This window comes from Paenibacillus sp. Y301 (assembly GCF_059445505.1).
In genome coordinates, this window is the sequence record NZ_JCAIUL010000003.1 from 191,746 (window position 1) to 212,180 (window position 20,435).

The 20,435-nt window shown below is 40.6% G+C and carries 23 protein-coding genes; 19 read left to right on the plus strand and 4 right to left on the minus strand.

The window, feature by feature from the left end; translation table 11 throughout:
- Positions 1-8 precede the first annotated feature (8 nt).
- The 7 genes from pstB (at position 9) to AC1D69_RS07330 (ending at position 7,275) form a co-directional block, all read left to right on the plus strand.
- Positions 9-764: a phosphate ABC transporter ATP-binding protein PstB gene (pstB, locus tag AC1D69_RS07300; RefSeq protein ID WP_495455476.1), complete on the plus strand. Its 756-nt coding sequence runs from the start codon at positions 9-11 to the stop codon at positions 762-764.
- 698 nt (positions 765-1,462) lie between these two features.
- Positions 1,463-2,557 (plus strand): GntR family transcriptional regulator, encoded by a 1,095-nt coding sequence (locus AC1D69_RS07305; RefSeq protein ID WP_495455477.1) that lies wholly within the window; start codon positions 1,463-1,465, stop codon positions 2,555-2,557.
- A gap of 291 nt (positions 2,558-2,848) precedes the next feature.
- A complete protein-coding gene (gene araD / locus AC1D69_RS07310) occupies positions 2,849-3,553 on the plus strand; it encodes an L-ribulose-5-phosphate 4-epimerase (RefSeq protein WP_495455478.1) in 705 nt (234 codons plus the stop codon).
- 2 nt (positions 3,554-3,555) lie between these two features.
- Positions 3,556-5,229, plus strand: a complete 1,674-nt coding sequence (locus tag AC1D69_RS07315) for a ribulokinase (RefSeq protein WP_495455479.1) — start codon at positions 3,556-3,558, stop codon at positions 5,227-5,229.
- A 333-nt stretch (positions 5,230-5,562) separates the two neighbouring features.
- The gene (gene hxlA / locus AC1D69_RS07320) at positions 5,563-6,195 is read left to right on the plus strand and encodes a 3-hexulose-6-phosphate synthase (protein WP_495455480.1); all 633 of its coding nucleotides are present in this window, start codon (positions 5,563-5,565) and stop codon (positions 6,193-6,195) included.
- A gap of 7 nt (positions 6,196-6,202) precedes the next feature.
- The gene (gene hxlB, locus AC1D69_RS07325) at positions 6,203-6,757 is read left to right on the plus strand and encodes a 6-phospho-3-hexuloisomerase (protein ID WP_495455481.1); all 555 of its coding nucleotides are present in this window, start codon (positions 6,203-6,205) and stop codon (positions 6,755-6,757) included.
- A gap of 125 nt (positions 6,758-6,882) precedes the next feature.
- Entirely contained in the window at positions 6,883-7,275 is a 393-nt protein-coding gene (locus AC1D69_RS07330; protein WP_495455482.1) for a winged helix-turn-helix transcriptional regulator, read from the plus strand.
- Between the two features lie 125 nt (positions 7,276-7,400).
- Here AC1D69_RS07330 and AC1D69_RS07335 read toward each other — a convergent pair whose 3' ends face one another.
- Entirely contained in the window at positions 7,401-8,003 is a 603-nt protein-coding gene (locus tag AC1D69_RS07335; protein WP_495455483.1) for a helix-turn-helix domain-containing protein, read from the minus strand.
- A 192-nt stretch (positions 8,004-8,195) separates the two neighbouring features.
- Here AC1D69_RS07335 and AC1D69_RS07340 point away from each other — a divergent pair, with 192 nt between their 5' ends.
- The 11 genes from AC1D69_RS07340 (at position 8,196) to AC1D69_RS07390 (ending at position 14,906) form a co-directional block, all read left to right on the plus strand.
- A complete protein-coding gene (locus tag AC1D69_RS07340) occupies positions 8,196-8,615 on the plus strand; it encodes a phage holin family protein (RefSeq protein WP_495455484.1) in 420 nt (139 codons plus the stop codon).
- Positions 8,616-8,701: 86 nt separating this feature from the next.
- Positions 8,702-8,989 carry a Dabb family protein gene (locus tag AC1D69_RS07345; protein WP_495455485.1) on the plus strand — a complete coding sequence of 96 codons (288 nt, stop codon included), beginning with the start codon at positions 8,702-8,704 and terminating at the stop codon, positions 8,987-8,989.
- Positions 8,990-9,033: 44 nt separating this feature from the next.
- The gene (locus tag AC1D69_RS07350; RefSeq protein WP_495455486.1) at positions 9,034-9,468 is read left to right on the plus strand and encodes a DUF86 domain-containing protein; all 435 of its coding nucleotides are present in this window, start codon (positions 9,034-9,036) and stop codon (positions 9,466-9,468) included.
- Positions 9,469-9,485: 17 nt separating this feature from the next.
- Positions 9,486-10,409 carry a DUF4261 domain-containing protein gene (locus AC1D69_RS07355; protein ID WP_495455487.1) on the plus strand — a complete coding sequence of 308 codons (924 nt, stop codon included), beginning with the start codon at positions 9,486-9,488 and terminating at the stop codon, positions 10,407-10,409.
- A 169-nt stretch (positions 10,410-10,578) separates the two neighbouring features.
- Entirely contained in the window at positions 10,579-10,941 is a 363-nt protein-coding gene (locus AC1D69_RS07360) for a YtxH domain-containing protein (RefSeq protein ID WP_495455488.1), read from the plus strand.
- 193 nt (positions 10,942-11,134) lie between these two features.
- Entirely contained in the window at positions 11,135-11,947 is an 813-nt protein-coding gene (gene racE, locus AC1D69_RS07365) for a glutamate racemase (protein ID WP_495455489.1), read from the plus strand.
- A gap of 319 nt (positions 11,948-12,266) precedes the next feature.
- Positions 12,267-13,466 carry a M14 family zinc carboxypeptidase gene (locus tag AC1D69_RS07370; protein WP_495455490.1) on the plus strand — a complete coding sequence of 400 codons (1,200 nt, stop codon included), beginning with the start codon at positions 12,267-12,269 and terminating at the stop codon, positions 13,464-13,466.
- 128 nt (positions 13,467-13,594) lie between these two features.
- Complete coding sequence (locus AC1D69_RS07375; RefSeq protein ID WP_495455491.1) at positions 13,595-13,837, plus strand: hypothetical protein; 243 nt, start codon at positions 13,595-13,597, stop codon at positions 13,835-13,837.
- A 128-nt stretch (positions 13,838-13,965) separates the two neighbouring features.
- Positions 13,966-14,268, plus strand: a complete 303-nt coding sequence (locus AC1D69_RS07380) for an iron-sulfur cluster assembly accessory protein (RefSeq protein ID WP_495455492.1) — start codon at positions 13,966-13,968, stop codon at positions 14,266-14,268.
- Positions 14,269-14,300: 32 nt separating this feature from the next.
- A complete protein-coding gene (locus AC1D69_RS07385; protein WP_495455493.1) occupies positions 14,301-14,522 on the plus strand; it encodes a YuzB family protein in 222 nt (73 codons plus the stop codon).
- 108 nt (positions 14,523-14,630) lie between these two features.
- A complete protein-coding gene (locus tag AC1D69_RS07390; protein WP_495455494.1) occupies positions 14,631-14,906 on the plus strand; it encodes a hypothetical protein in 276 nt (91 codons plus the stop codon).
- 72 nt (positions 14,907-14,978) lie between these two features.
- On the opposite strand, the gene AC1D69_RS07395 is transcribed toward AC1D69_RS07390, so the two are convergent.
- Together AC1D69_RS07395 and AC1D69_RS07400 are read right to left on the minus strand one after the other, a co-directional pair.
- Positions 14,979-16,952: an LTA synthase family protein gene (locus AC1D69_RS07395; protein ID WP_495455495.1), complete on the minus strand. Its 1,974-nt coding sequence runs from the start codon at positions 16,950-16,952 to the stop codon at positions 14,979-14,981.
- A 167-nt stretch (positions 16,953-17,119) separates the two neighbouring features.
- A complete protein-coding gene (locus AC1D69_RS07400) occupies positions 17,120-18,277 on the minus strand; it encodes a THUMP domain-containing class I SAM-dependent RNA methyltransferase (protein WP_495455496.1) in 1,158 nt (385 codons plus the stop codon).
- 196 nt (positions 18,278-18,473) lie between these two features.
- Here AC1D69_RS07400 and AC1D69_RS07405 point away from each other — a divergent pair, with 196 nt between their 5' ends.
- Positions 18,474-19,106 carry an O-methyltransferase gene (locus AC1D69_RS07405; protein ID WP_495455497.1) on the plus strand — a complete coding sequence of 211 codons (633 nt, stop codon included), beginning with the start codon at positions 18,474-18,476 and terminating at the stop codon, positions 19,104-19,106.
- 94 nt (positions 19,107-19,200) lie between these two features.
- On the opposite strand, the gene AC1D69_RS07410 is transcribed toward AC1D69_RS07405, so the two are convergent.
- Positions 19,201-20,415, minus strand: a complete 1,215-nt coding sequence (locus tag AC1D69_RS07410; protein WP_495455498.1) for an MFS transporter — start codon at positions 20,413-20,415, stop codon at positions 19,201-19,203.
- Positions 20,416-20,435: the final 20 nt, after the last annotated feature.

Consider the following 20,435-nt stretch of genomic DNA (forward strand, 5'->3'; position numbering starts at 1 on the left):
TAATGATTATGCAAACAACCTTTCGAACCGAGAAACTAAGCGTTTTTTATGGAAAATATGAAGCAGTAAAAAGTATAGACATGAACTTCCCAGAACAAAGCGTAACGGCTTTGATCGGTCCTTCTGGTTGCGGGAAGTCCACTTTTCTTCGTTCGTTAAATCGTATGAATGATGATATTGCTGGCTCTAGAATTACAGGTGAAATCTGGATTGATGGACAAGATATTAATGCACCAGGAACGGATGTCATCGAATTAAGACAAAAGATAGGAATGGTATGGCAGCGTCCTAATCCTTTTTATAAATCTATATATGAGAATATTGCCTTTGGACCGAAATATCATGGGTTGAAGGACAAGAAAAAGTTAGATGAAATCGTTGAGAGTAGTCTAAGGAAAGCAGCTTTGTGGGATGAAGTAAAGGATCGTCTAAAACAATCTGCTTTGTCTCTATCTGGTGGGCAGCAACAAAGGCTTTGTATTGCACGGGCGCTCTCTGTTAGTCCGCGTATTCTCTTGTTGGATGAGCCGGCGTCTGCGCTTGATCCCGTATCCACTGCAAAGGTAGAAGAATTAATTGTAGAACTAAAGAAGGAATTAAGTATTGTGATTGTTACTCATAACATGCAACAGGCCGCAAGAATATCTGACTACACCGCCTATTTCTATTTAGGAACTCTGATGGAGTACGATGATACAAACACCATCTTCACGAACCCGTCCAATACGACAACACAAGAATACATTTCAGGCAGATTTGGGTAAGAGTAGATGAGTAGTTTAGACAAATGGAGTAGATGAATGAATAGAGTAGATGAATGAATAGAGTAGATGAATGGAGAAGATGAATAGAGTAGATGAATAGTTAAACCGCTGATGCTAAAGAGCAGTAGCGGTCTTTTTGGCAATACTGAATAAATATAAGTTTCATTTGAATGCAATTTAAGGTGAATATTGAATATGGTGCTGCCAAAAAGTAAAAGTGGTGCAATATAAGATAAAGATGATGTTATATTAATGGATGCTGAAGAGGAAGACGACTAACGGTAAATTTTCCTGTTAATATGTCTAGTTTCCGCCTTGGGAGATAATCTAGATGGAATTTCTCCATCTAAAGGGGGCTTATCATCGGATTTATGGTTAACACGGATACAAGGCGCTCTACCAACCATTTAACGGGAGATTTTCCCGTTAAATGAAGAAAATCCAGCCGCGACGAAGTCCTCTCCGGTAACCGAAATCACAATTGCTGAATAAGACTGCAAAGAGCGGTTCAATTTGTGTGTTAGAAGAAGACAATTCGATCAATAGACTAACGAAGTCGAATATGGATATTATTGTAGTGGTCACTAATAGAATGGAGTACCTAACAAATCGGGTTGTACGTACAAATGTTAATTGTGTTATAATGTTGTATGATTTAGGCAATATAATTAGAAACCAATGATTTAACGGAGGAATACATGACCGCGAAATATAGGCAAGTGAAGCATGAAATTCTATCCTGGATTCATTCATCTAAACTGCTACCAGGAAGTCAGCTCCCTTCAGAGAATGAGATTTCTGAACAGTACAAGGTTAGCCGTCAAACCGTGAGACAAGCCATTGGTGAGTTAGTGCAGGAAGGATGGCTGTTTCGTATTCAAGGAAAAGGGACGTTCGTAACGGATGAACCCGGTGTAAAGGTTATTAGCAACAATATTCAGACGATTGGAGTCATTACGACCTATATATCGGATTACATATTTCCTTTAATTGTACAAGGCATTGAGAGTGAACTTCGTAGCAGAGGGTACCGCCTTGTCTTATCGAGTACGGATAACGATCGCATGAAGGAAAGAGAGTGTCTTGAGATGATGCTTGATCAATCTCTGAGTGGAATTATCATAGAGCCTACCAAAAGTGGGGAACGTAATCCTAATCTAAGTTATTTCTTAACGCTGGAGAATAGACAAATACCCTATGTCATGCTAAATGCTGCATATGAAGAAATGAATTCACCTTGTTTGAGAGTAGATGATGAGCTGGGCGGATTTCTTGCCGCGGAACACCTGATTTCGCTAGGACATCGAAGAATAGCAGGTTTCTTCAAAACGGATGATATGCAGGGAATACGTCGCATGAGGGGCTTTATAAGCGCACACCATAAATACAATGTATCGTTATCCCCTTCTTCTGTTTTTACATATACGACAGAGGAAAAGAATGATACACCGATTCAGCAAGCGAAGAAACTATTGAGTCAATCAGTTGAGGATAGAGCCACCGGATGGGTCACCTATAACGATCAATTAGCTGTGAATTTGCTCAATATCGTTCGCTCTATAGGATTGTCTGTGCCTCAGGATCTGTCGATTGTAGGTTTTGACGATTCATTCTTAGCGACAGCCACGGAAGTAAAGCTCACGACGGTTAGTCATCCGAAGCAAGAAATGGGCATTAGAGCTGCTGAATGGATGATCGCGATGGTTGAAGGAAAGCCAGAGTTACCTGAAGATAGTCAAATGATCTACAAACCAGAGTTAATTGTTCGAGAATCTTCTGCTATACCTAAATAATGTGTGTTGGCTGGCTATACCGATCTATTCTATAAGAGTCTTTTCTCATTTAGAGATAAGGCTCTTATTTCATTTGTTTATTTTTGGAATAAAAACACAAGGGTGTTGACGGTACTTCTTCTGTTTTAAAAAAGGTTGGAATACTTGTACGTACAAGTGTATAATAAAAGACGTAGCAAGATGTATAATCGTTCTTATTGAACTATATATGAAATAATTAGGGTCATTATGTAATGCGCTTACATTCCTATTTTCTTTTTATTCATTCATTGGAGGGAGATGTTTCAATACATGTTAGAACAACTGAAGCAAGAAGTATTAGAGGCGAATTTAGCACTACCCAAGCATGGTTTAGTCACATTTACATGGGGAAATGTCAGTGGAATCGACCGTGAGCAGGGCCTCGTTGTAATAAAACCAAGTGGTGTACCTTATGAAAAATTGAAGGCAGAGCAATTGGTTGTCGTTAATTTGCAAGGAGATATCATCGAAGGGGATTTGCGTCCATCCTCGGATACACCCACACATCTGGCTTTGTATCGAAGTTTTGAAGGAATCGGAGGTGTTGTACATACCCATTCTTCATGGGCTACTAGTTGGGCGCAAGCCGGACGTGGCATACCTGCACTAGGAACAACTCATGGTGATTATTTCTTTGGAACAATTCCATGCACTAGAAAGATGACGGAGGAAGAAATTGCTGGAGAATATGAGCTGGAGACAGGTCATGTCATTATAGAGACTTTTAAAGATATCAATCCAATGGATGTACCTGCCGTATTAGTGAACTTGCATGCACCTTTCTGTTGGGGTAAGAACGCTAATGATGCCGTTCATAACGCGGTTGTTACGGAAGAAGTAGCTAAAATAGCCTATCGTTCTTTCGTTCTGAATTCACAATTACAATCGATGGACCAAGTGTTACTAGATAAGCACTTCTACCGCAAGCATGGAGCCAATGCTTATTATGGACAGATCAAGAAGGAGGAGAAATAAGAATGAATCCTAAGTATGCTGTAGGTGTGGATTATGGGACAGAATCAGGACGTGCCGTTCTTGTGAATCTAACGAATGGTGACGAGATTGCAACACATGTAACCCCTTATCGTCATGGTGTAATCGATGAAATCCTTCCTGGGAACGGTTTGAAGTTGGGGATGGATTGGGCGCTCGAACATCCCGCAGATTATATCGAAGTACTGACAAATTCAGTGCCTGCTGTTATGAAAGAATCGGGGATTTCACCAGAAGACGTCATTGGTATCGGAATTGATTTCACCGCTTGTACGATGCTACCAATTGATGAACAAGGAACACCATTATGTCTAAGAGATGATTATAAAGCTAATCCACATAGTTGGGTGAAATTGTGGAAGCATCATGCGGCACAGGATGAAGCTAATCGATTAAATGATATTGCAGCTGCAAGAGGCGAGAACTTTCTCCCTCGTTATGGTGGCAAAATTTCTTCCGAATGGATGATCGCGAAGACATGGCAAATTCTGAATGAGGCCCCCGAAATTTATGAGGCAGCAGATCAATTTGTGGAAGCGACAGACTGGGTCATTATGCAAATGTGTGGAAACCTGATGCGTAATCAATGTACTGCGGGTTACAAATCGATTCATCATAAGCGTGAGGGATATCCAAGCAAAGAATTCTTCAAAGCACTTGATCCTAGATTAGAGCAAATAGCAGATACGAAGCTTCGGGGAGAAGTATATCCTCTTGGAACCAAAGCTGGGGGCTTAACTCCTGACATGGCTGAGCAGATGGGGTTGATTGCGGGCACAGCAGTCGCTGTAGGAAACGTGGATGCACATGCTGCTGTTCCAGCAGTAGGTGTAGTAACACCAGGTAAACTAGTGATGTCCATGGGAACCTCTATTTGTCATCTTCTTCTTGGTGATGAAGAACGTGAAGTAGAAGGAATGTGTGGTGCTGTTGAAGATGGCATCATTCCTGGATATTTTGGTTATGAAGCGGGGCAGTCTGCTGTTGGAGATATTTTTGCATGGTTTGTTGATGAGTCCGTACCGGCTTACGTTAAAGAACAAGCGAAAGAAGAACGTATTTCTGTCCATGAATGGCTAGAAAAGAAAGCTTCAGCATATGTACCAGGTCAGACGGGCTTGCTCGCCCTTGATTGGTGGAACGGAAATCGTTCCGTGTTGGTTGATACAGATCTAACAGGATTAATTGTAGGATATACTTTGCTTACTAAACCAGAAGAAGTATATCGTGCGTTGCTTGAAGCTACGGCCTTTGGAACACGTAAAATTGTTGATGCATTCCATAACAACGGTGTGCCTGTAGAGGTATTATATGCCTGTGGTGGATTACCACAGAAGAATAGACTTCTCATGCAAATCTATGCTGACGTAACTGGACGTGAGATCAAGGTAGCGGCTTCAACACAGACACCAGCTCTGGGTGCTGCGATGTTTGCTGCGGTAGCAGCGGGTAAAGAAGCTGGCGGATACGATAACATTGTGGATGCAGCGAAGTATATGGCACGTATTCGTGAGGAGAGCTTTAAGCCTATTCCTGAGAATGCAGCAGTGTATGACGTGTTATATCAAGAATATAGTCTTCTTCATGATTATTTCGGTCGTGGTGAGAATCATGTGATGAAGAAGCTGAAATCTTTAAAAGAACAAGCTGAAGGTTAAGGTTTATTCATAATAAAATAAATGGGGATGTTCCAAGAGTCATAAAAATGGCTAGGGGAGCATCCCTATTTTTTTATAGCTTGTGTATTTTATGGAATAGCGAAAAAATGTTAATAAGGTTACTTATGTGGCATGCTAAAACATCACTAAAAGAAGCTGCTCATGGGGTTAATAGCGAAAGTCATCATATTAAGATTGTGATAAATCCTATAACTACGCATTAGTATCCTTCAGGTAACTTCCTCACTTTAAAGTGCCTACTTCCTCAAAAGAATGTTAGGTCCTACAATGATTACAACACCTATAATATATGGATGAGGAGATATAACAACTATGAAATTACAATTAGCATTAGATCTGGTAGATATTGACGGAGCAATAGAGGTTGTATCGGAAGTAGCTGAATATATAGATATCGTTGAGATTGGAACACCGATTGTTATTAACGAAGGATTACATGCGGTAAAAGCGATCAAAGAAGCTTTTCCATCACTAACTGTATTAGCTGATCTTAAAATTATGGATGCTGGTGGCTATGAAGTCATGAAGGCAGTAGAAGCTGGTGCAGATATTGTTACAGTGCTAGGTGTATCCGATGATTCGACTATTAAAGGTGCGGTTGAGGAAGCGAAGAAACATAATAAAGAGATCTTAGTGGATCTAATCAATGTAAAAGACATAAAGACAAGAGCAGCAGAAATTGATGCACTTGGTGTTGATTACATTTGTGTGCATTCTGGTTATGACCATCAAGCCGCTGGTAAGAATTCATTTGATGATTTAAACGCTATTAAGAGCGTCGTGAAGAATGCGAAAACAGCTATAGCTGGTGGGATCAAGCTAAGTACTCTGCCAGAGGTTATTACTGCAAATCCTGATCTTGTTATCGTGGGTGGCGGTATCACTGGCGAACAGGATAAAAAGGCAACTGCAGCAGAAATGAAACGCCTTGTAAGCCAAGTCTAAGATTCTAATGAATACAGTGGATTATACACAGGAAATTGTAAATGAGCTACAGCATTCCGTGTCACAGATCGGAGAAGGAGAAGATAGTCAACTGGCTGAGATTCTCTTGCGTTCTAGCAAAGTATTTGTAGCAGGAGCTGGAAGATCAGGATTAATGGGGCGGGCATTCGCCATGCGGCTCATGCATGTAGGTACTGATGCATATGTCGTTGGAGATACCATTACTCCTGGAATCGATAAGGAAGATGTGTTAGTCCTTGGATCTGGTTCTGGTGAAACAAAGTCCCTTGTTTCGATGGCAGAAAGGGCCAAAATGATAGGTGCCACCGTTGTAGCAGTTACCATTACACCGGAATCGACGATTGGTCGATTAGCAGATTACACCGTGAAGTTACCAGGGTCACCGAAGGATCAGAGTGGAAGTTATACGACCATTCAGCCGATGGCTTCACTATTTGAGCAGACGATGCTGATATTCTACGATGCTATCATTCTACAAATGATGGAGCAGACAGGTCAGACTACGAAGCAAATGTTCGGTAAACATGCTAATCTGGAATAATAACATATAGAAAGCCATTCAACACAAAAACGAATGCTACCCATGTGGATAGGTATTCGTTTTTGTGCGTAAATGAGTCCCTAGGGCATGATGTAGTATGATAAGTGTGAGGGGGGGTTAATAATATGGCAACACAGATTAAAGATCGTATTAACTTGAAAGAAATCAACTGTGAGAAGGAGCTTACGCTTGCCGTTATCGGTGGTAAATGGAAGCTGATTATTTTGTGGCATCTCGGCCTCGAAGGAACCAAGAGATTTAGTGAACTCAAGAAGCTTATTCCACACATTACCCAAAAAATGCTAACCAATCAATTGCGAGAATTGGAAGAAGATAAGCTTGTTCTGAGAAAAGTATATGCGGAGGTTCCACCCAAAGTAGAATATTCTTTAACTGAATACGGTCAAAGTCTAATGCCAGTTCTACGCATGATGTATGACTGGGGGAAGAACTACGGAGAAAATGTGATTTGGAAAGACACAACATCTTCTAACGATAAGTGCATTACTAGCGGTTAAAAATTGACTATTAATTGAAATAGCCTCTGCACCCAATTGGGATGAAGAGGCTATTTTTGTTTTGATATTTCCGTTGGAATGGTTGCCGTCTTTGAAAAAGGACAGTATTACCGTTTCTACTTGACTCATATGGATTGGATGGAGTTGTCCTTCAATACGCAATCCGCAAATAATATCGTTTTTGGAATGCGGAAGAATCCTTCCGTTTTTTCTTGAAAGGTCATAGAAGGTAATGCTCCTTGATGTAACCACTTGCGGAATGTACCTGGATGAACGTTAATCCAGTCACTCACATCACTTACGGATAAGTCATGGACCATGCAAAGCCCTGTCAGAATCTTATTGCTTACAGGAGAACGAGTTAGTGTTCTGCGCATAAATCTGGAATGAGCGGGCTGGCATATGATGGGACTCTTCGAGAGAAGGTCTTCATTAAATAGAATATGTCGAGGATATCCTAAGTATTGACACACTTTCTCCATGTTCTTCTTACCAGGAACCCGGCCTTCGTACACCCAAGCACTTACACTTCTTGATGAAACAGAGAGTTGCTCAGCCAAATAGGATAGTTTGATGTCATTTGCCATTAAAATAGCGAGTAGAACGCGATTACGAATTTGGCAACGTGTCGGTTTACGGAATCGTTTCACACGCACGCCTTTTCCTAAATACTTGCGATTGATCAGAGACCACGCCTGAATTGAATGTTTTTCTGGTTGTGTAGGCATATTTCCTCCGATATTTTTTTTAATATAAATTTTACCCTATTTATAGTAGTAGTTTCAATAGCAAAACGAACCTGTCGTATATTTCCACTTAAATGTACTCTATAAATCTATTAAATAGATGACAAATGGCTTCGCACTCTATCAGAACTATTCATATGATGTTGTATGTAATGTTTACAAGGAGTGGTCGCAATGAATTCAATGGTTGTACAAGGAGCAAGTGGGGCAGTGGGAGCAGTTCTAGCCTTTGCTTTTGGAGGGTGGGACGATCTGTTAAGTGTTTTTCTCGTTATTATTATTATTGACTATGTTACAGGGGTACTGGCAGCAATTAAGGATCGTACAGGACTCAACAGCAAAATTGGGTTCTGGGGATTAACTAGAAAAGCCTTAATGTTTCTTGTCATCCTCTTAGCTCATCAGATGGATGGTCTACTTGGTCAGGATATAGGTATGGTGAAAAGTGGGGCTGTCTATTTCTACATGGCGAATGAGTTGATATCGATTACAGAGAATTATGGACGGTTGGGGTTACCGCTACCTAACAAAGTAATAAGAATTATTACGATATTAAAAAATAAGGATAAGCAAAAGGATGACAAAGATAAGTGATAGCTGACAAGTTCCTTTCCCAAAGGCATGGGTTATGTTATATTTTTTGGTGTACCTTATACTATTTAGAGGACAAGGAGCCATTCATGATAAAACATATTGTATTCTTTAAATTAAAGGATAGTTCTCCTGAAAGTGTGAATAGAACAGCAACCATATTAAGAAATATGCAAGGTAGAATACCTCAGCTTGTGTCATTAGAAATTGGTGTAGATGTGATTCGTTCGGAACGTTCATATGATATTTCTCTCATAGCGGAAGTACAGTCTTTAGAGGATCTTCAATCCTATCAAATTCATCCTGTTCACCAAGAAGTTATCCAACATATGAATGAGTTTAAAGAAAGCTCGGTCGCAGTCGATTACGAACTATAACATAGAAGAAAATATCCGTTATCAGATGTCATGGGGGTAGAACTATGTACTATGTCAATAGAGAACAGATCGAAAGACGGTTGCATACGATTCCTGAAATTGTTCTAGGTTTACAAACAGCAACAGCAAAATGGGATGGAGGTCTTATCTTGGGATTTGTCCAAGAGAGATCTCTTCATTTAGCTATTGAAGTGGTTACGGATGTATGTAGTTACCTTATTGATGGATTCATCATGCGTGATGCTAGTAGTTATCAGGATATCCTTGATATTACTTATGAGGAAAAGGTATTTAACAGTGAAATACATGCTGTCTTAATACAACTGGTACAACTTCGCAAACCATTGGTACAGAATTATTATGAATGGGATCGGACTTCTCTTCATCACCTCACTAGTGTACTTCCTACAGTTCTGAATGATTTCTCCTCATCTGTGGGGAATTACTTAGATCAGGAATTAGGATATGTACAAACATAAAAGGAGCACGTTATTGTATGGAAGATACAAACACTAATCATCAAGAGCAATTAAATGAAAGTGATGTTTCTGGATTCGAACCTATCTACATGATTGAATTCTTATTCGACAAGATGCCTAATGTATCAAGTGAAAAACTCCGTGCTAATATTGAAAAATATACAGGATCCATAAAAATATCAGATGGACAGAATAATATTCCTTCTCCATTTGCGCTGGAAGCAGTTACGTCTGGCGAAGAACAGATACAACCTAAGGTCTTTTTCCATATGGATCACAAAGTATCTTTTGAAGATGCTGAAGTACCAGCACAGAGCTGTATATACGAACCAGCAATTCTTCAAGATATTCGTCGTTTTGATAGTGCTCTCCAGCAATCATTTCACTGGCAGAACGCACGCGAAACGATAGATAACTGTACATACAGTATTCGTTTCCATGATTTATTTACGGCAGGATTACCCTATAAGGATCGTTTCGATCTTATATTGGGAGTCGTTAGAGCCATACTTGAAACAGTCCCTTGTAAAGCGATGTTCTGGCATACTAGTGACAAACTCGTTGAACCTACAACATATCTAGAAGCTGTTGAACTAGGTGAGAAGTTGTATGGTGCAGTAAATCTTCGTCTGTATAGTACGGGTCAAGAAAAGGAAATGATCATGGATACTCTAGGATTATCTGCATTGGGAATTCCAGATGCTCAGTGTCATTTCCGCGATATGGATCCTAGCGAGGTAGCGAGAGACTTGCTCGTGATATCTAAGTATTTATATGATCAGGGTGATATCATCAAGGACGGTGAGTCCATTGGAACTTCGGCAGACAAGGCTTATTTGTGTGAACATCAACATGCAATAGTTGTTCCACCACGATATGTCCTTGATCTGAATCCAGGAGCTGCGCATGCAGCTCAAATCCAACGTAACAACCCATCTTAAATAATAATTTATATTTTCGGTTGTCCTTGAGTGTCAAGACAAGTATCTTCTGACTATAATGCATTAACAAATAGGCATTCGCCCGTTCTTGGAAGTAGGGAGAGTAAAGATTATTACTCTATCCAAAGTCAGGGGGAGTCTAAAGCTAAGGATGAAGGAGAGATGGACAATGAAAGATAGTAACAAGAGCTTTTTGTGGGGAGCTTTGATTGGAAGTGTTGTGGGGTCTGTAACTGCCCTGTTATTAGCACCGAAGCAAGGTACAGAGCTACGCAAGGATATTGTAGAAAAAACACGTCAGGTAAGTGATAAGACACAAGAACTAGTGAGCGTAGCTGGTGAACAGGGTGCCGTTATCTATGGAATTGTGAAGAATAAGGCAACGGATATCGTTCAAGACGTTCAATCATGGCGGCATTGTAAAGATGAAACTCTAGAAAAGAAGGTTGAGATATCATCAATACAAGAGAAAGATCAAGAGAAACCAGAATTAGATGCATTTGATCTTTTTGTGGATGAAGAGTTGATCTAATAACTTGAATTTCAGGCCTTACCCTATGATTCTAAGGGGAGTAAGGTCTGTTTTTCTGTGAATTCAAGACACTATGTACGATTCTATAAGAGTTAAAAGAATTGGGCTAAGTTTCAAGGTACGTTATAATAATCATTGACATATGGTAGCAGAGTAGATAACAGAATTCGATACAGAAAGAAGCGGTGTGTTCGTGCAACATGCAATTGCAATTTTAGACTCGGGTGTGGGGGGACTAACGGTAGCTAAAGAAGTGATGAGACAGCTCCCTCGAGAAAAAATTATATATTATGGAGATACTGCACGTACGCCTTACGGGCCAAGGTCATCTGAGCAAGTTAGAGTATTTACTGAGCAAATTGTTGATTTTCTCATCCAATTTGAACCGAAAATGATTGTTATTGCTTGTAATACAGCAACAGCAGCAGCACTCACATATATTCAAGATAAAGTATCCATACCTGTGATTGGTGTTATTCATCCAGGAGCTCGTGCAGCGATAACAGCTACAAAGACGGGGGATGTAGGTGTTATCGGAACCGTAGGTACGATAGGTAGTGGAGCTTATACTCATGCATTAAAAGAACTATCACCTTATGTAAATGTGACTAGTGAGGCCTGTCCATTGCTTGTACCTCTTGTTGAGCAAGGATTATTTCGATCAAGTGAGACGCAACATATTGTGGAACGATCTTTGGAGAATATCCGGAACACCTCTATTGATTGCCTGATTCTTGGATGTACTCACTACCCTTTTCTTACGGAATCGATTCAAGAGGTTATGGGAGATCGGGTCAAACTAATCAGTTCGGCAGAGGAGACAGCCCGAGAAATTAGCACCATATTATATCAAAAGGGTCAACTCGCTAAGAGTGATGAGAGCCCGATACATCAATTTTTCTGTAGTGGGGATGGCGAGATATTCAAGAAGATTGCGAATGAATGGTTAGGTGAACAGATCCGACGCACACCTGTCGTGTGGCAAGTATCTAAGTTTGAAGAATGATGAACCGAATTCCTTAAAAAAAACGGATGCACAAAAATAGCAGGTCAAGGTCACTTCAGTGCCCCCTATCTATGTGATAGTGTAAAGAACGATTCCTCAGCTCGTTTACATAGAGCTGAGGTTTTTTATGCCATTCGTTGGTGTATGGCAGCGTTCTCTCAGGACACCTAACTTTCTTCTACATAGAGACAACCCCTTAATGATGTCTTAGAAAGAGCAATTATTTATGCATGATGGACAACAATGCGGGCATACAATCTAACCACTCTAACTTTACTATTGGAGGCTTCACGTTCATATCCCAGAAAGGAAGGTATGTATGCTTCAATATATTGTACGTAAAGGAGATACCCTACAACGCATTGCTTCGGCAAGAGGACTTAAGCCGGAAAATATCGTGAACGCCAACCCTTGGGCAACTGAACAACCATACCTTATTCCTGGTCAAATATTATTTATTCCATCGACACCTCGACGGAGATATTCGATACAGATGGGGGACACGCTTGAGAGCGTATTGGATCAGTTCTCTATTACAGAACAAGCTTTGGAAGGTTTTAATCCTGGAATTTCCCATGATCGATTTCCAGTAGGTCGTGTCCTAGTATTACCTACATCTGAAATGAAGTCTATTGTTGCGCCACAAGGCGAATATGGATATATGGATATGATGAGACATATTAACGAATTAATGGGTAAGTATAAGTTTATAGAGGCACGATCGATAGGTGAAAGTGTCATGGGTAAGTCGCTTGAGATATTAAAAATAGGTACAGGCGAGAGACGAATACATGTGAATGCCTCTATCCATGCTAATGAATGGATTACAACGTTATGCTTAATGCGATTCGTGGAGGAGTATGCGGAAGCATATCAGAATAAGACAATGTGGAATGGATATAATCCACAAGAGTGGTTCACTAACTGTACATTATGGTTGCTTCCTATGGCTAATCCAGACGGTGTAGAGTTAGTTCAAGAAGGTGTCACGCAGGAACATCCTTACTATACGGAACTTATGGAATATAATAGCCAGCGAAGAGATTTCAAACATTGGAAAGCAAATATTCGTGGAGTAGACCTAGGTGATCAGTTCCCAGCCCATTGGGAAGAAGAAGTGAGTCGTAGAGGGAAGCATTCTCCATTACCGCGTGATTATGCTGGGATAAGCCCTCTAAGCGAACCAGAAGCCAACGCACTTGCTGCTTTTACAATAGATATTTCTCCCGATGCGGCCATTTCACTACACAGTCAAGGCCAAGAAATATATTGGAATTATCGAGATTATGAGCCCGAAGTGAGCGAGGAATGGAGTCGGAGATTAGCTCAAGTGAGTGGATACCGATCCGTGAAATTACAGGGCAGTGACGCTGGATATAAAGATTGGTTTATTCAACATTTCAGACGACCAGGTTTTACAGTAGAGATCGGTCAAGGTGTAAACCCTCTTCCCATTCAGGATTTTCGGAATATGAGTCTTGAGGTGGGTTTAATTGTGGGAGAATTGATGAGTTTTTGAAAACTTCATGAAACATTTTCATACACAAGTCGTATGATATACAAGAGGGGGTGGCCGCTTAAGCATGATTCTATTTTCTTCAAGCGGTTGCTCTCTTTTTTAAAGGTATAAGAATGGAGGTAGGAATCATGAAGATCAGAAGATTACTATCGTTTAGGTTTTGGTCCATGATGATTGGTAATATACGGAGGTATATTACGTCATCTCAGGTTTCTTTGGGAGACAAGTTGTTATTTCTCATACCTGTTATTGTATATTGGCTATTCCCTTTTGACTTATTGCCAGGTCTGCCTATAGATGATATTGGTGTCACGATGTTCTTGATGGGATGGTTTACCACCCGCATACAACGTAAATATCCAAAGTTATAGACGTATAATAAGGATCATGGATTACTGTTCTCGATAAATATGGACAAGTCCGGTCTTGCGAATTAGGATCTGTTTCTTTACAATAAATAAAAGAGTAAGACATCATACGTAATTAGGAGATGCAGCAGATGAAGTGTAAAATTACCCGTAACGCGGCAAAAGTATTATCTAAAGAGCTGAACAAAGAAGAGAATAAAGATTTGAAAATTCGTGTACTTGTCACTCATGCACATGGTGATCATGCGCATTATGGTTTAGACTTAGATAAGGCAACAGAGAACGATGAAGTGGTATCAACAGATAAAGATATTGATGTCATCTTGAATACGAGTGAACCTTTGCTGGATGGTGTGAAGATTGATTATCTATATTTACCTGAAGAAGGTTTTGTAATCACGAATCCATCTAAAGGGAATCACGGAGACCACTAAAGTCGTAAATAGTAAAGAAGGTTGGTATAAAAATGGCAAATGATATACGTGTATGTGAGAAATGCAAGCATACACGTCTCAAAAGTATAGTACCAAAGCTCCAAAAGATGGCGCCAGACACAGAGATTAAGATTGGATGTAAATCTTACTGTGGTCCTTGCGGTAAAAGAGCATTTGTCTATATTAACGGACGTTATGTGAGTGCACCAACAGAAGAAGAAGTGCTTGCAAAAGTAGCACCTTTTATAAAATAATCTACTGGTAAATGATGAAGTTTCTCTATATGCATAGTTTCTTCTCATCGAAACCAAGCTAAACATGGTGTATATGATTAGGAATATGTAGTGAGGGGGAACAACCAAATGTCTAAACGGGATTTTTCTAGTATGCAGAAGAATACACCAATTTCACAAGCGAATAACGCCGTAGATAGGCTCCATCAGTCGATATCCAAGGCTCTAAGCCATCCTACAGAGCAACTGCTGGATCAAGTGGAGAATTCATTAGCCCATACAGAGCAGGCCGTTCAGGCCATCCAGGGCAGTGAGTATGGACTAGCTGCTGAACGAACGGAAGAATTGCTGGCAGAGGAGAAAAGCCGATTAGCCGCAATGAACCTTTCTGAGTTTAATGATTAATCTTACAAATGAAGAAGGAGTGTTCCCAGCCGCCATTGAGAATGGCAGTGGGAACACTCCTTTTTTTGTAACCTATTTATTGTCCATTTTACTTAGTACATCATATTGGATGACTTGATCCGAGATATGGAGTTGTAATTTGGCTTGATCATAACCGACTCGGCATTCACCGACTTCGATCGTGTCTCGTGTACTGAGATCATAGCAAGTACCATTCTCAAATATGCCGCTAGGCGATGGAATATAGAATATTCTATTATCTGTGAAGGCTCCAGTACGAAGAACAACAAATGGGTTATCATTGGAGAACAGATTGTTTCCCAGCATATAGTAGGAATCTGTTGGAATTCCTAGCAGGTGAAGGAGAGAGGGTGACATATCTAATTGACCAGATGCCTTAGAATATTCTCCTGCTTGTTTATGATCGGGTAGATGAATCAGTAAAGGCACTTGATTCATGATTTGTTCCATATCGAGATCATTTAAGCTTTTATCTAGAAACTGTTCATAATAGGACTTATCTTTGATCGAATTATCATGATCACCGTATACTACAAGAATAGTGTCCTCCCATAGCCCCATATCTTTCATTTGTTCTGTAAATTCCCCTAGAGCCTCATCAACATAATGGATTGCATGCAGGTAATCACCGAATATCGTACCACTGAACTCATCCACATCTAACACTTGTTTATCTTTGGGGATCGAATAAGGATGATGGCTGGAGAGTGTGATTAGGAAAGAATAAAAAGGTTCCTTGATCGATGCCATTTCATCTAACGATTGTTTAAAGAATGATTTGTCGCCAAGTGACCATCCCAGCCGCTCGTCGATGGTATAATTTTTTTTGCTGAAAAAGCGGTCGTACCCCATATGGTTATACATAATGGTTCGATTCCAAAAGCTACTATCGTAAGCATGAAATACGTTCGTTGAATATCCCTGCTCTTCTAAGATGGCTGGTAGCATATTGTACTCATGGTCAGGATAACGGATGAATACAGAACCTGAAGGTAACGGGTGAAGCGAACTGTGCGAGCTAAAGTCTGCATCAGATGTTCTTCCTTGTCCAGTCTGATGATAATAATTGCTGAAATACATACTATCTTTCATAAGTTTATTGAAGTTCGGTGTAATTTCCTGACCATTGACGCTTTTGCCAATCATGAAATTCATAAAGGCTTCCACTTGAAGGACGATCACATTACTATTTTTGTAAGTTCCGAACGTATCGTTCTTTATGGATCGTTGAGCACTCTTTTGCTGAAATAAATCCTTTATAGCATCCATTTCATCTTGTGGTAGGGAATGTTCAGGACCAAGATGATCTTGTGCATATCGATAAATGTCGTATCCATGAAAAGCGAGTAACCCGGTAACATTATAGATCGTCATGTTCCACCAGTTACTTGCGAACAAGCCTTTAGCCCAAGTGTCACTATAGTGTTTAATAGGAGCAAAAGTAAGTACAGACCCAATGATGAATACCAGCAAACCCGTGATGAGTCTTTGGATAACTCTTGCGCCTCTGCGAGCGGGTGTCTGTTCTCGCGATATATATAGTTGAGTATTGCGTCTTGAGCGTCGGACGATCTTAAAGATGAGATAAGCGATGATGATGAACCAATCGATAAATAAATATAGATCGTTCCAACGTAAAAGTGACTGAATACTATCACCTAATGAACTAATCTGACCGGTCTGAAGAAGAACGGGTATCGTAATGAAGTCCTCGAAATAGCGATAATAGACGAGATCGGAATACATCACGGCTGTCAAGAACACATTCAATAGAATGAGGGATACGAGATAGCCATGGCGAGGCAACCACAATGTCCAGAACGATACGATCATAACGGATCCGATGGCGATGATGTAATCTAGAAAACTAAGCTCAACATACGGAATATTCAGTCGTTTATCGATCAACGTTAACTTGCACAACATAAGAATAATGAATAATGGATAGCTAAAATAGTGAAATGTACGTAGCTTGTTAGGTGAGCTCCAGCCCAGAGAGCGTATGCCTTTGTTATGAGAATACATGAATAGTCTCTCCTTTTTATATACGAAATGCCAAATGCTAGACCTTGAAGGTGAAACAGGGATGTAAGGTAACATGTGAATACATAATAGGAGCGAACCAAGACGTATGATTTCATACGCTTTAATGTTCGCTCCTGTAGATTATGCCCGGAAATTATACAGAAATGTTATTCACTTTGAGATTCTTGACGACCACGAGGTGGAAGAGGCCCAAGGTATTGATAATACTGACATTCAATGGTTCCGTTGTATAACTTGCGACGTTTGTCAGCTTTCTTGTTGAAGATGGTTTCGAAACGTTTGGTTGAACTAATCGCAAAGAATGACCAAGTTGGTATACTTACGGTCAACCTTTTTAAGTCACGAATAATCTGCTCTACTTCAGCTATTTCACTCAAACGTTCCCCATAAGGAGGATTTGTAATGATTACACCATAATCACCTTGAGGTCTTGCTTTGGCGATCGGTAGTACCTCTAATTTAATATCTTTGGCAAATCCCGCACTGTTTACTGCAGCTTGAGCAACTTCAATGGCCGCTGGGTCGATATCACTTCCGGAAATCTGTAATGGAATGTCATCGCGAACGGAATCAAAGGCTTCTTCTCTTGCTTGATTCCATAATGCTTCTGGAATGATTGGCCAATCTTCCGAATTAAAAGTGCGACGTAGCCCAGGTGCAATGTTCCAACCTACCATCGCCGCCTCGACTAAGAGTGTACCTGAACCGCAACATGGGTCATAGAAAGGTCTGGACGGGTTCCAACGGCTTAATTGAATAAGAGCTGATGCCATTGTCTCTTTCAATGGTGCCTCTGTTACGAGCTTACGATAGCCACGCTTATGAAGACCAGATCCTGTCGTATCTAGCGTGATCAAGGCAACATCATTTAACATAATGACCTCAACAACATAACGGGGTCCATCTTCAGGGAACCATTCCGTATGGTAAGTCTGATTTAATTTGTCGACGATCGCCTTTTTAACGATCTTTTGACAAGCAGGTACGCTACTTAATTGTGACTTAAGTGAACGTCCTTCAACTGGGAATTCACCATTCTGTGGAATGACATCCTGCCATGGTAAAGCCTTGACACCTTCAAACAATTCATCGAAAGTGAGGGCAGTGAATTCGCCCATCAGAATCAACACACGGTCTGAGGTACGAAGCCACAAATTACAACGACATATATCGATTAAGTCACCACTAAAGATGACACGTCCATTCTCGACCGTTAAATCATGATACCCCAGATCTTTTAATTCACGAGCAACAATTGATTCTAATCCCATTGGTGCAGTAGCAATAAGTTGCAAATTAGCCATGCTTTACAATTCAACCCCATCCGGCCTGTCCTGTAGCCATATGGCCACATTAGGAGACCTATAAATTTAACGAGCCTTGCCGGTTTTCGACAAAACACATACAATAATTACATTAGTCACACATAACGATACAACCAAACATCCATTATAAAACAAATAGGCTTATATGGAAAGTTAGTTCGAGGAGGAAAAGGCAGTGAATCTCACCCCTGATGAATATGTTAACCAATTGTACGAAGAAGATGAGCAATTAAACCGTGTGAAAGAAAGTATTAGAGAAAAGGACATGCCTGAAGTGTCCGTAGCGCCAGCCTATGGTAGACTTTTAACCTTATTGGTTCAGACGTCCCGTGCTGAGAGCGCACTTGAAATAGGTGCTCTAGGTGGATATAGCGGAATATGCCTAGCTAGAGGACTCCCTGCCAATGGACAATTACTCTCACTGGAGTTGAAGGAAGAGTATGCGGAATTAGCGAAGGGTAATCTTGAATCTGCTGGTTTTGGAAATTGCGTGAATTATATGATCGGGCCAGCACTTGATAGTCTGGAGGAACTTAAACAGTCTGGAAGAACATTTGATTTCTTTTTTATTGATGCGGATAAAGAGAACTACCCCTTGTATTTAGATTATGCCATTCAGTTATCCAAGCCGGGATCATTGATTGTAGGGGATAACTGCTTCTTGCGCGGGCGCACTTTGAACTCGGATAAGAATGGTCCTGGGGTGCAAGGGATGCGCAGGTTCAATGAGCAAGTGGCTTCGGATGAACGGCTTGTTAGCACATTACTTCCAGACTATGATGGATTATCCATCTCTCGGGTGAAATAAAAAAAGATCTACGCTTAATGAAAAAGAGACTATCCGTTAGGGTCTAATATGGACCTTAGGGGGTAGTCTCTGTTTTTTCTCTGGAACGCTCGTTCTAATGGAATTGACGTTGTTTATCATTGTGGGCATAGAGCTTAAATCTGACCCACACCATATTCAGAAGTAGTAAGCAACCGGATGTAATAAACAAGCCTTCAATTCCAATAAACCCAGATAGGAGTCCTCCAATAACGGCCCCAAGCATATTACCTAAAGCAAGCGTACTGCTGTTGAAACCGAAGGAACGACTCTCCATCCCATCAGGAGTATAGGAGCGGATGAGTGCATTTACACTCGGTAATAAACCTCCCATAAAGATACCCATGAGGAACCGGACCGTGATGAGCTGCCATACACTTTGGACGAAGGCTTGAGGGATCAACGTTAGGGCTGTGCCTATTAATGCATAGGTAAGGATACGGTGTGCACCAATTTTATCACTTATCTTACCAAGTATAGGGGAGGAGATCATATTGGATACACCTGTTACTGCTATAACTGCACCTGCCCAAAAAGCAATGTCTACTGTAGAATTATGGAGTTTTTGTACATACAACGGTAACAATGACATGGGACTTACCATTGCGAATTGTAAGAGAAATGTCACTGCAAATAAAGCGGGTAGCTGAGGGATGTTCGATAGCTCTTTAAGACCCTGCAGGACAGTTACCTGTGGGACATGCGATGCTTCTTCGCGATTAAAGTTTTCTTTGACTAAGAATAGGGCAAGGAAAGAGGCAATAAGAATTAAAGTTCCTGTGATATAGAAAATAGGACGAAATCCTACGAAATCTGCCAAACTACCGCCAATTAATGGCCCTAGAATGGTACCTGCTACTACGCCGGATTGCATCATTCCCATAGCAAATCCCATTCGGGCTTTAGGAGATGTACCGGATACAAGTGAGATCGCAGCGGGATTGAAGCCAGATATAGTACCGTTTAATAGACGAAGCAACAGCAATTCCCAAGGGTTTCGTGCGAAGCCCATAAGTACAATCACAATGGCCATACCAAAACCAGATCGTAACAACATAATTTTACGTCCATATTTGTCAGCCAATTTACCCCAAATAGGTTGAAAAATAAAGGATGTCAAGAAATTCGCAGCAAATATGAGTCCAGCCCAAATTCCAATTTCATGTTCTCCTTGAACTCCTAAATCTTGAGAGAGGTATAAAGCCAAAAAGGGTGTAATCATCGTTGTGCCAGCATTGACGAGAAATTGCCCAATCCACAGGACAATCAGGTTTAATTTCCATGTTTTCAAAAGTGGTGCACTTCCTTTCT

Coding starts and splice junctions, on each gene's coding strand:
- AC1D69_RS07305 (WP_495455477.1), top strand. CDS start 1,463: ATGACCGCGAAATATAGGCAAGTGAAGCATGAAATTCTATCCTGGATT.
- hxlA (WP_495455480.1), top strand. CDS start 5,563: ATGAAATTACAATTAGCATTAGATCTGGTAGATATTGACGGAGCAATA.
- AC1D69_RS07400 (WP_495455496.1), bottom strand. CDS start 18,277: ATGGCTAATTTGCAACTTATTGCTACTGCACCAATGGGATTAGAATCA.
- pstB (WP_495455476.1), top strand. CDS start 9: ATGCAAACAACCTTTCGAACCGAGAAACTAAGCGTTTTTTATGGAAAA.
- AC1D69_RS07390 (WP_495455494.1), top strand. CDS start 14,631: ATGTCTAAACGGGATTTTTCTAGTATGCAGAAGAATACACCAATTTCA.
- AC1D69_RS07380 (WP_495455492.1), top strand. CDS start 13,966: ATGAAGTGTAAAATTACCCGTAACGCGGCAAAAGTATTATCTAAAGAG.
- AC1D69_RS07395 (WP_495455495.1), bottom strand. CDS start 16,952: ATGTATTCTCATAACAAAGGCATACGCTCTCTGGGCTGGAGCTCACCT.
- AC1D69_RS07345 (WP_495455485.1), top strand. CDS start 8,702: ATGATAAAACATATTGTATTCTTTAAATTAAAGGATAGTTCTCCTGAA.
- AC1D69_RS07370 (WP_495455490.1), top strand. CDS start 12,267: ATGCTTCAATATATTGTACGTAAAGGAGATACCCTACAACGCATTGCT.
- AC1D69_RS07315 (WP_495455479.1), top strand. CDS start 3,556: ATGAATCCTAAGTATGCTGTAGGTGTGGATTATGGGACAGAATCAGGA.
- AC1D69_RS07360 (WP_495455488.1), top strand. CDS start 10,579: ATGAAAGATAGTAACAAGAGCTTTTTGTGGGGAGCTTTGATTGGAAGT.
- AC1D69_RS07335 (WP_495455483.1), bottom strand. CDS start 8,003: ATGCCTACACAACCAGAAAAACATTCAATTCAGGCGTGGTCTCTGATC.
- araD (WP_495455478.1), top strand. CDS start 2,849: ATGTTAGAACAACTGAAGCAAGAAGTATTAGAGGCGAATTTAGCACTA.
- AC1D69_RS07385 (WP_495455493.1), top strand. CDS start 14,301: ATGGCAAATGATATACGTGTATGTGAGAAATGCAAGCATACACGTCTC.
- AC1D69_RS07330 (WP_495455482.1), top strand. CDS start 6,883: ATGGCAACACAGATTAAAGATCGTATTAACTTGAAAGAAATCAACTGT.
- AC1D69_RS07355 (WP_495455487.1), top strand. CDS start 9,486: ATGGAAGATACAAACACTAATCATCAAGAGCAATTAAATGAAAGTGAT.
- AC1D69_RS07375 (WP_495455491.1), top strand. CDS start 13,595: ATGAAGATCAGAAGATTACTATCGTTTAGGTTTTGGTCCATGATGATT.
- hxlB (WP_495455481.1), top strand. CDS start 6,203: ATGAATACAGTGGATTATACACAGGAAATTGTAAATGAGCTACAGCAT.
- AC1D69_RS07350 (WP_495455486.1), top strand. CDS start 9,034: ATGTACTATGTCAATAGAGAACAGATCGAAAGACGGTTGCATACGATT.
- AC1D69_RS07340 (WP_495455484.1), top strand. CDS start 8,196: ATGAATTCAATGGTTGTACAAGGAGCAAGTGGGGCAGTGGGAGCAGTT.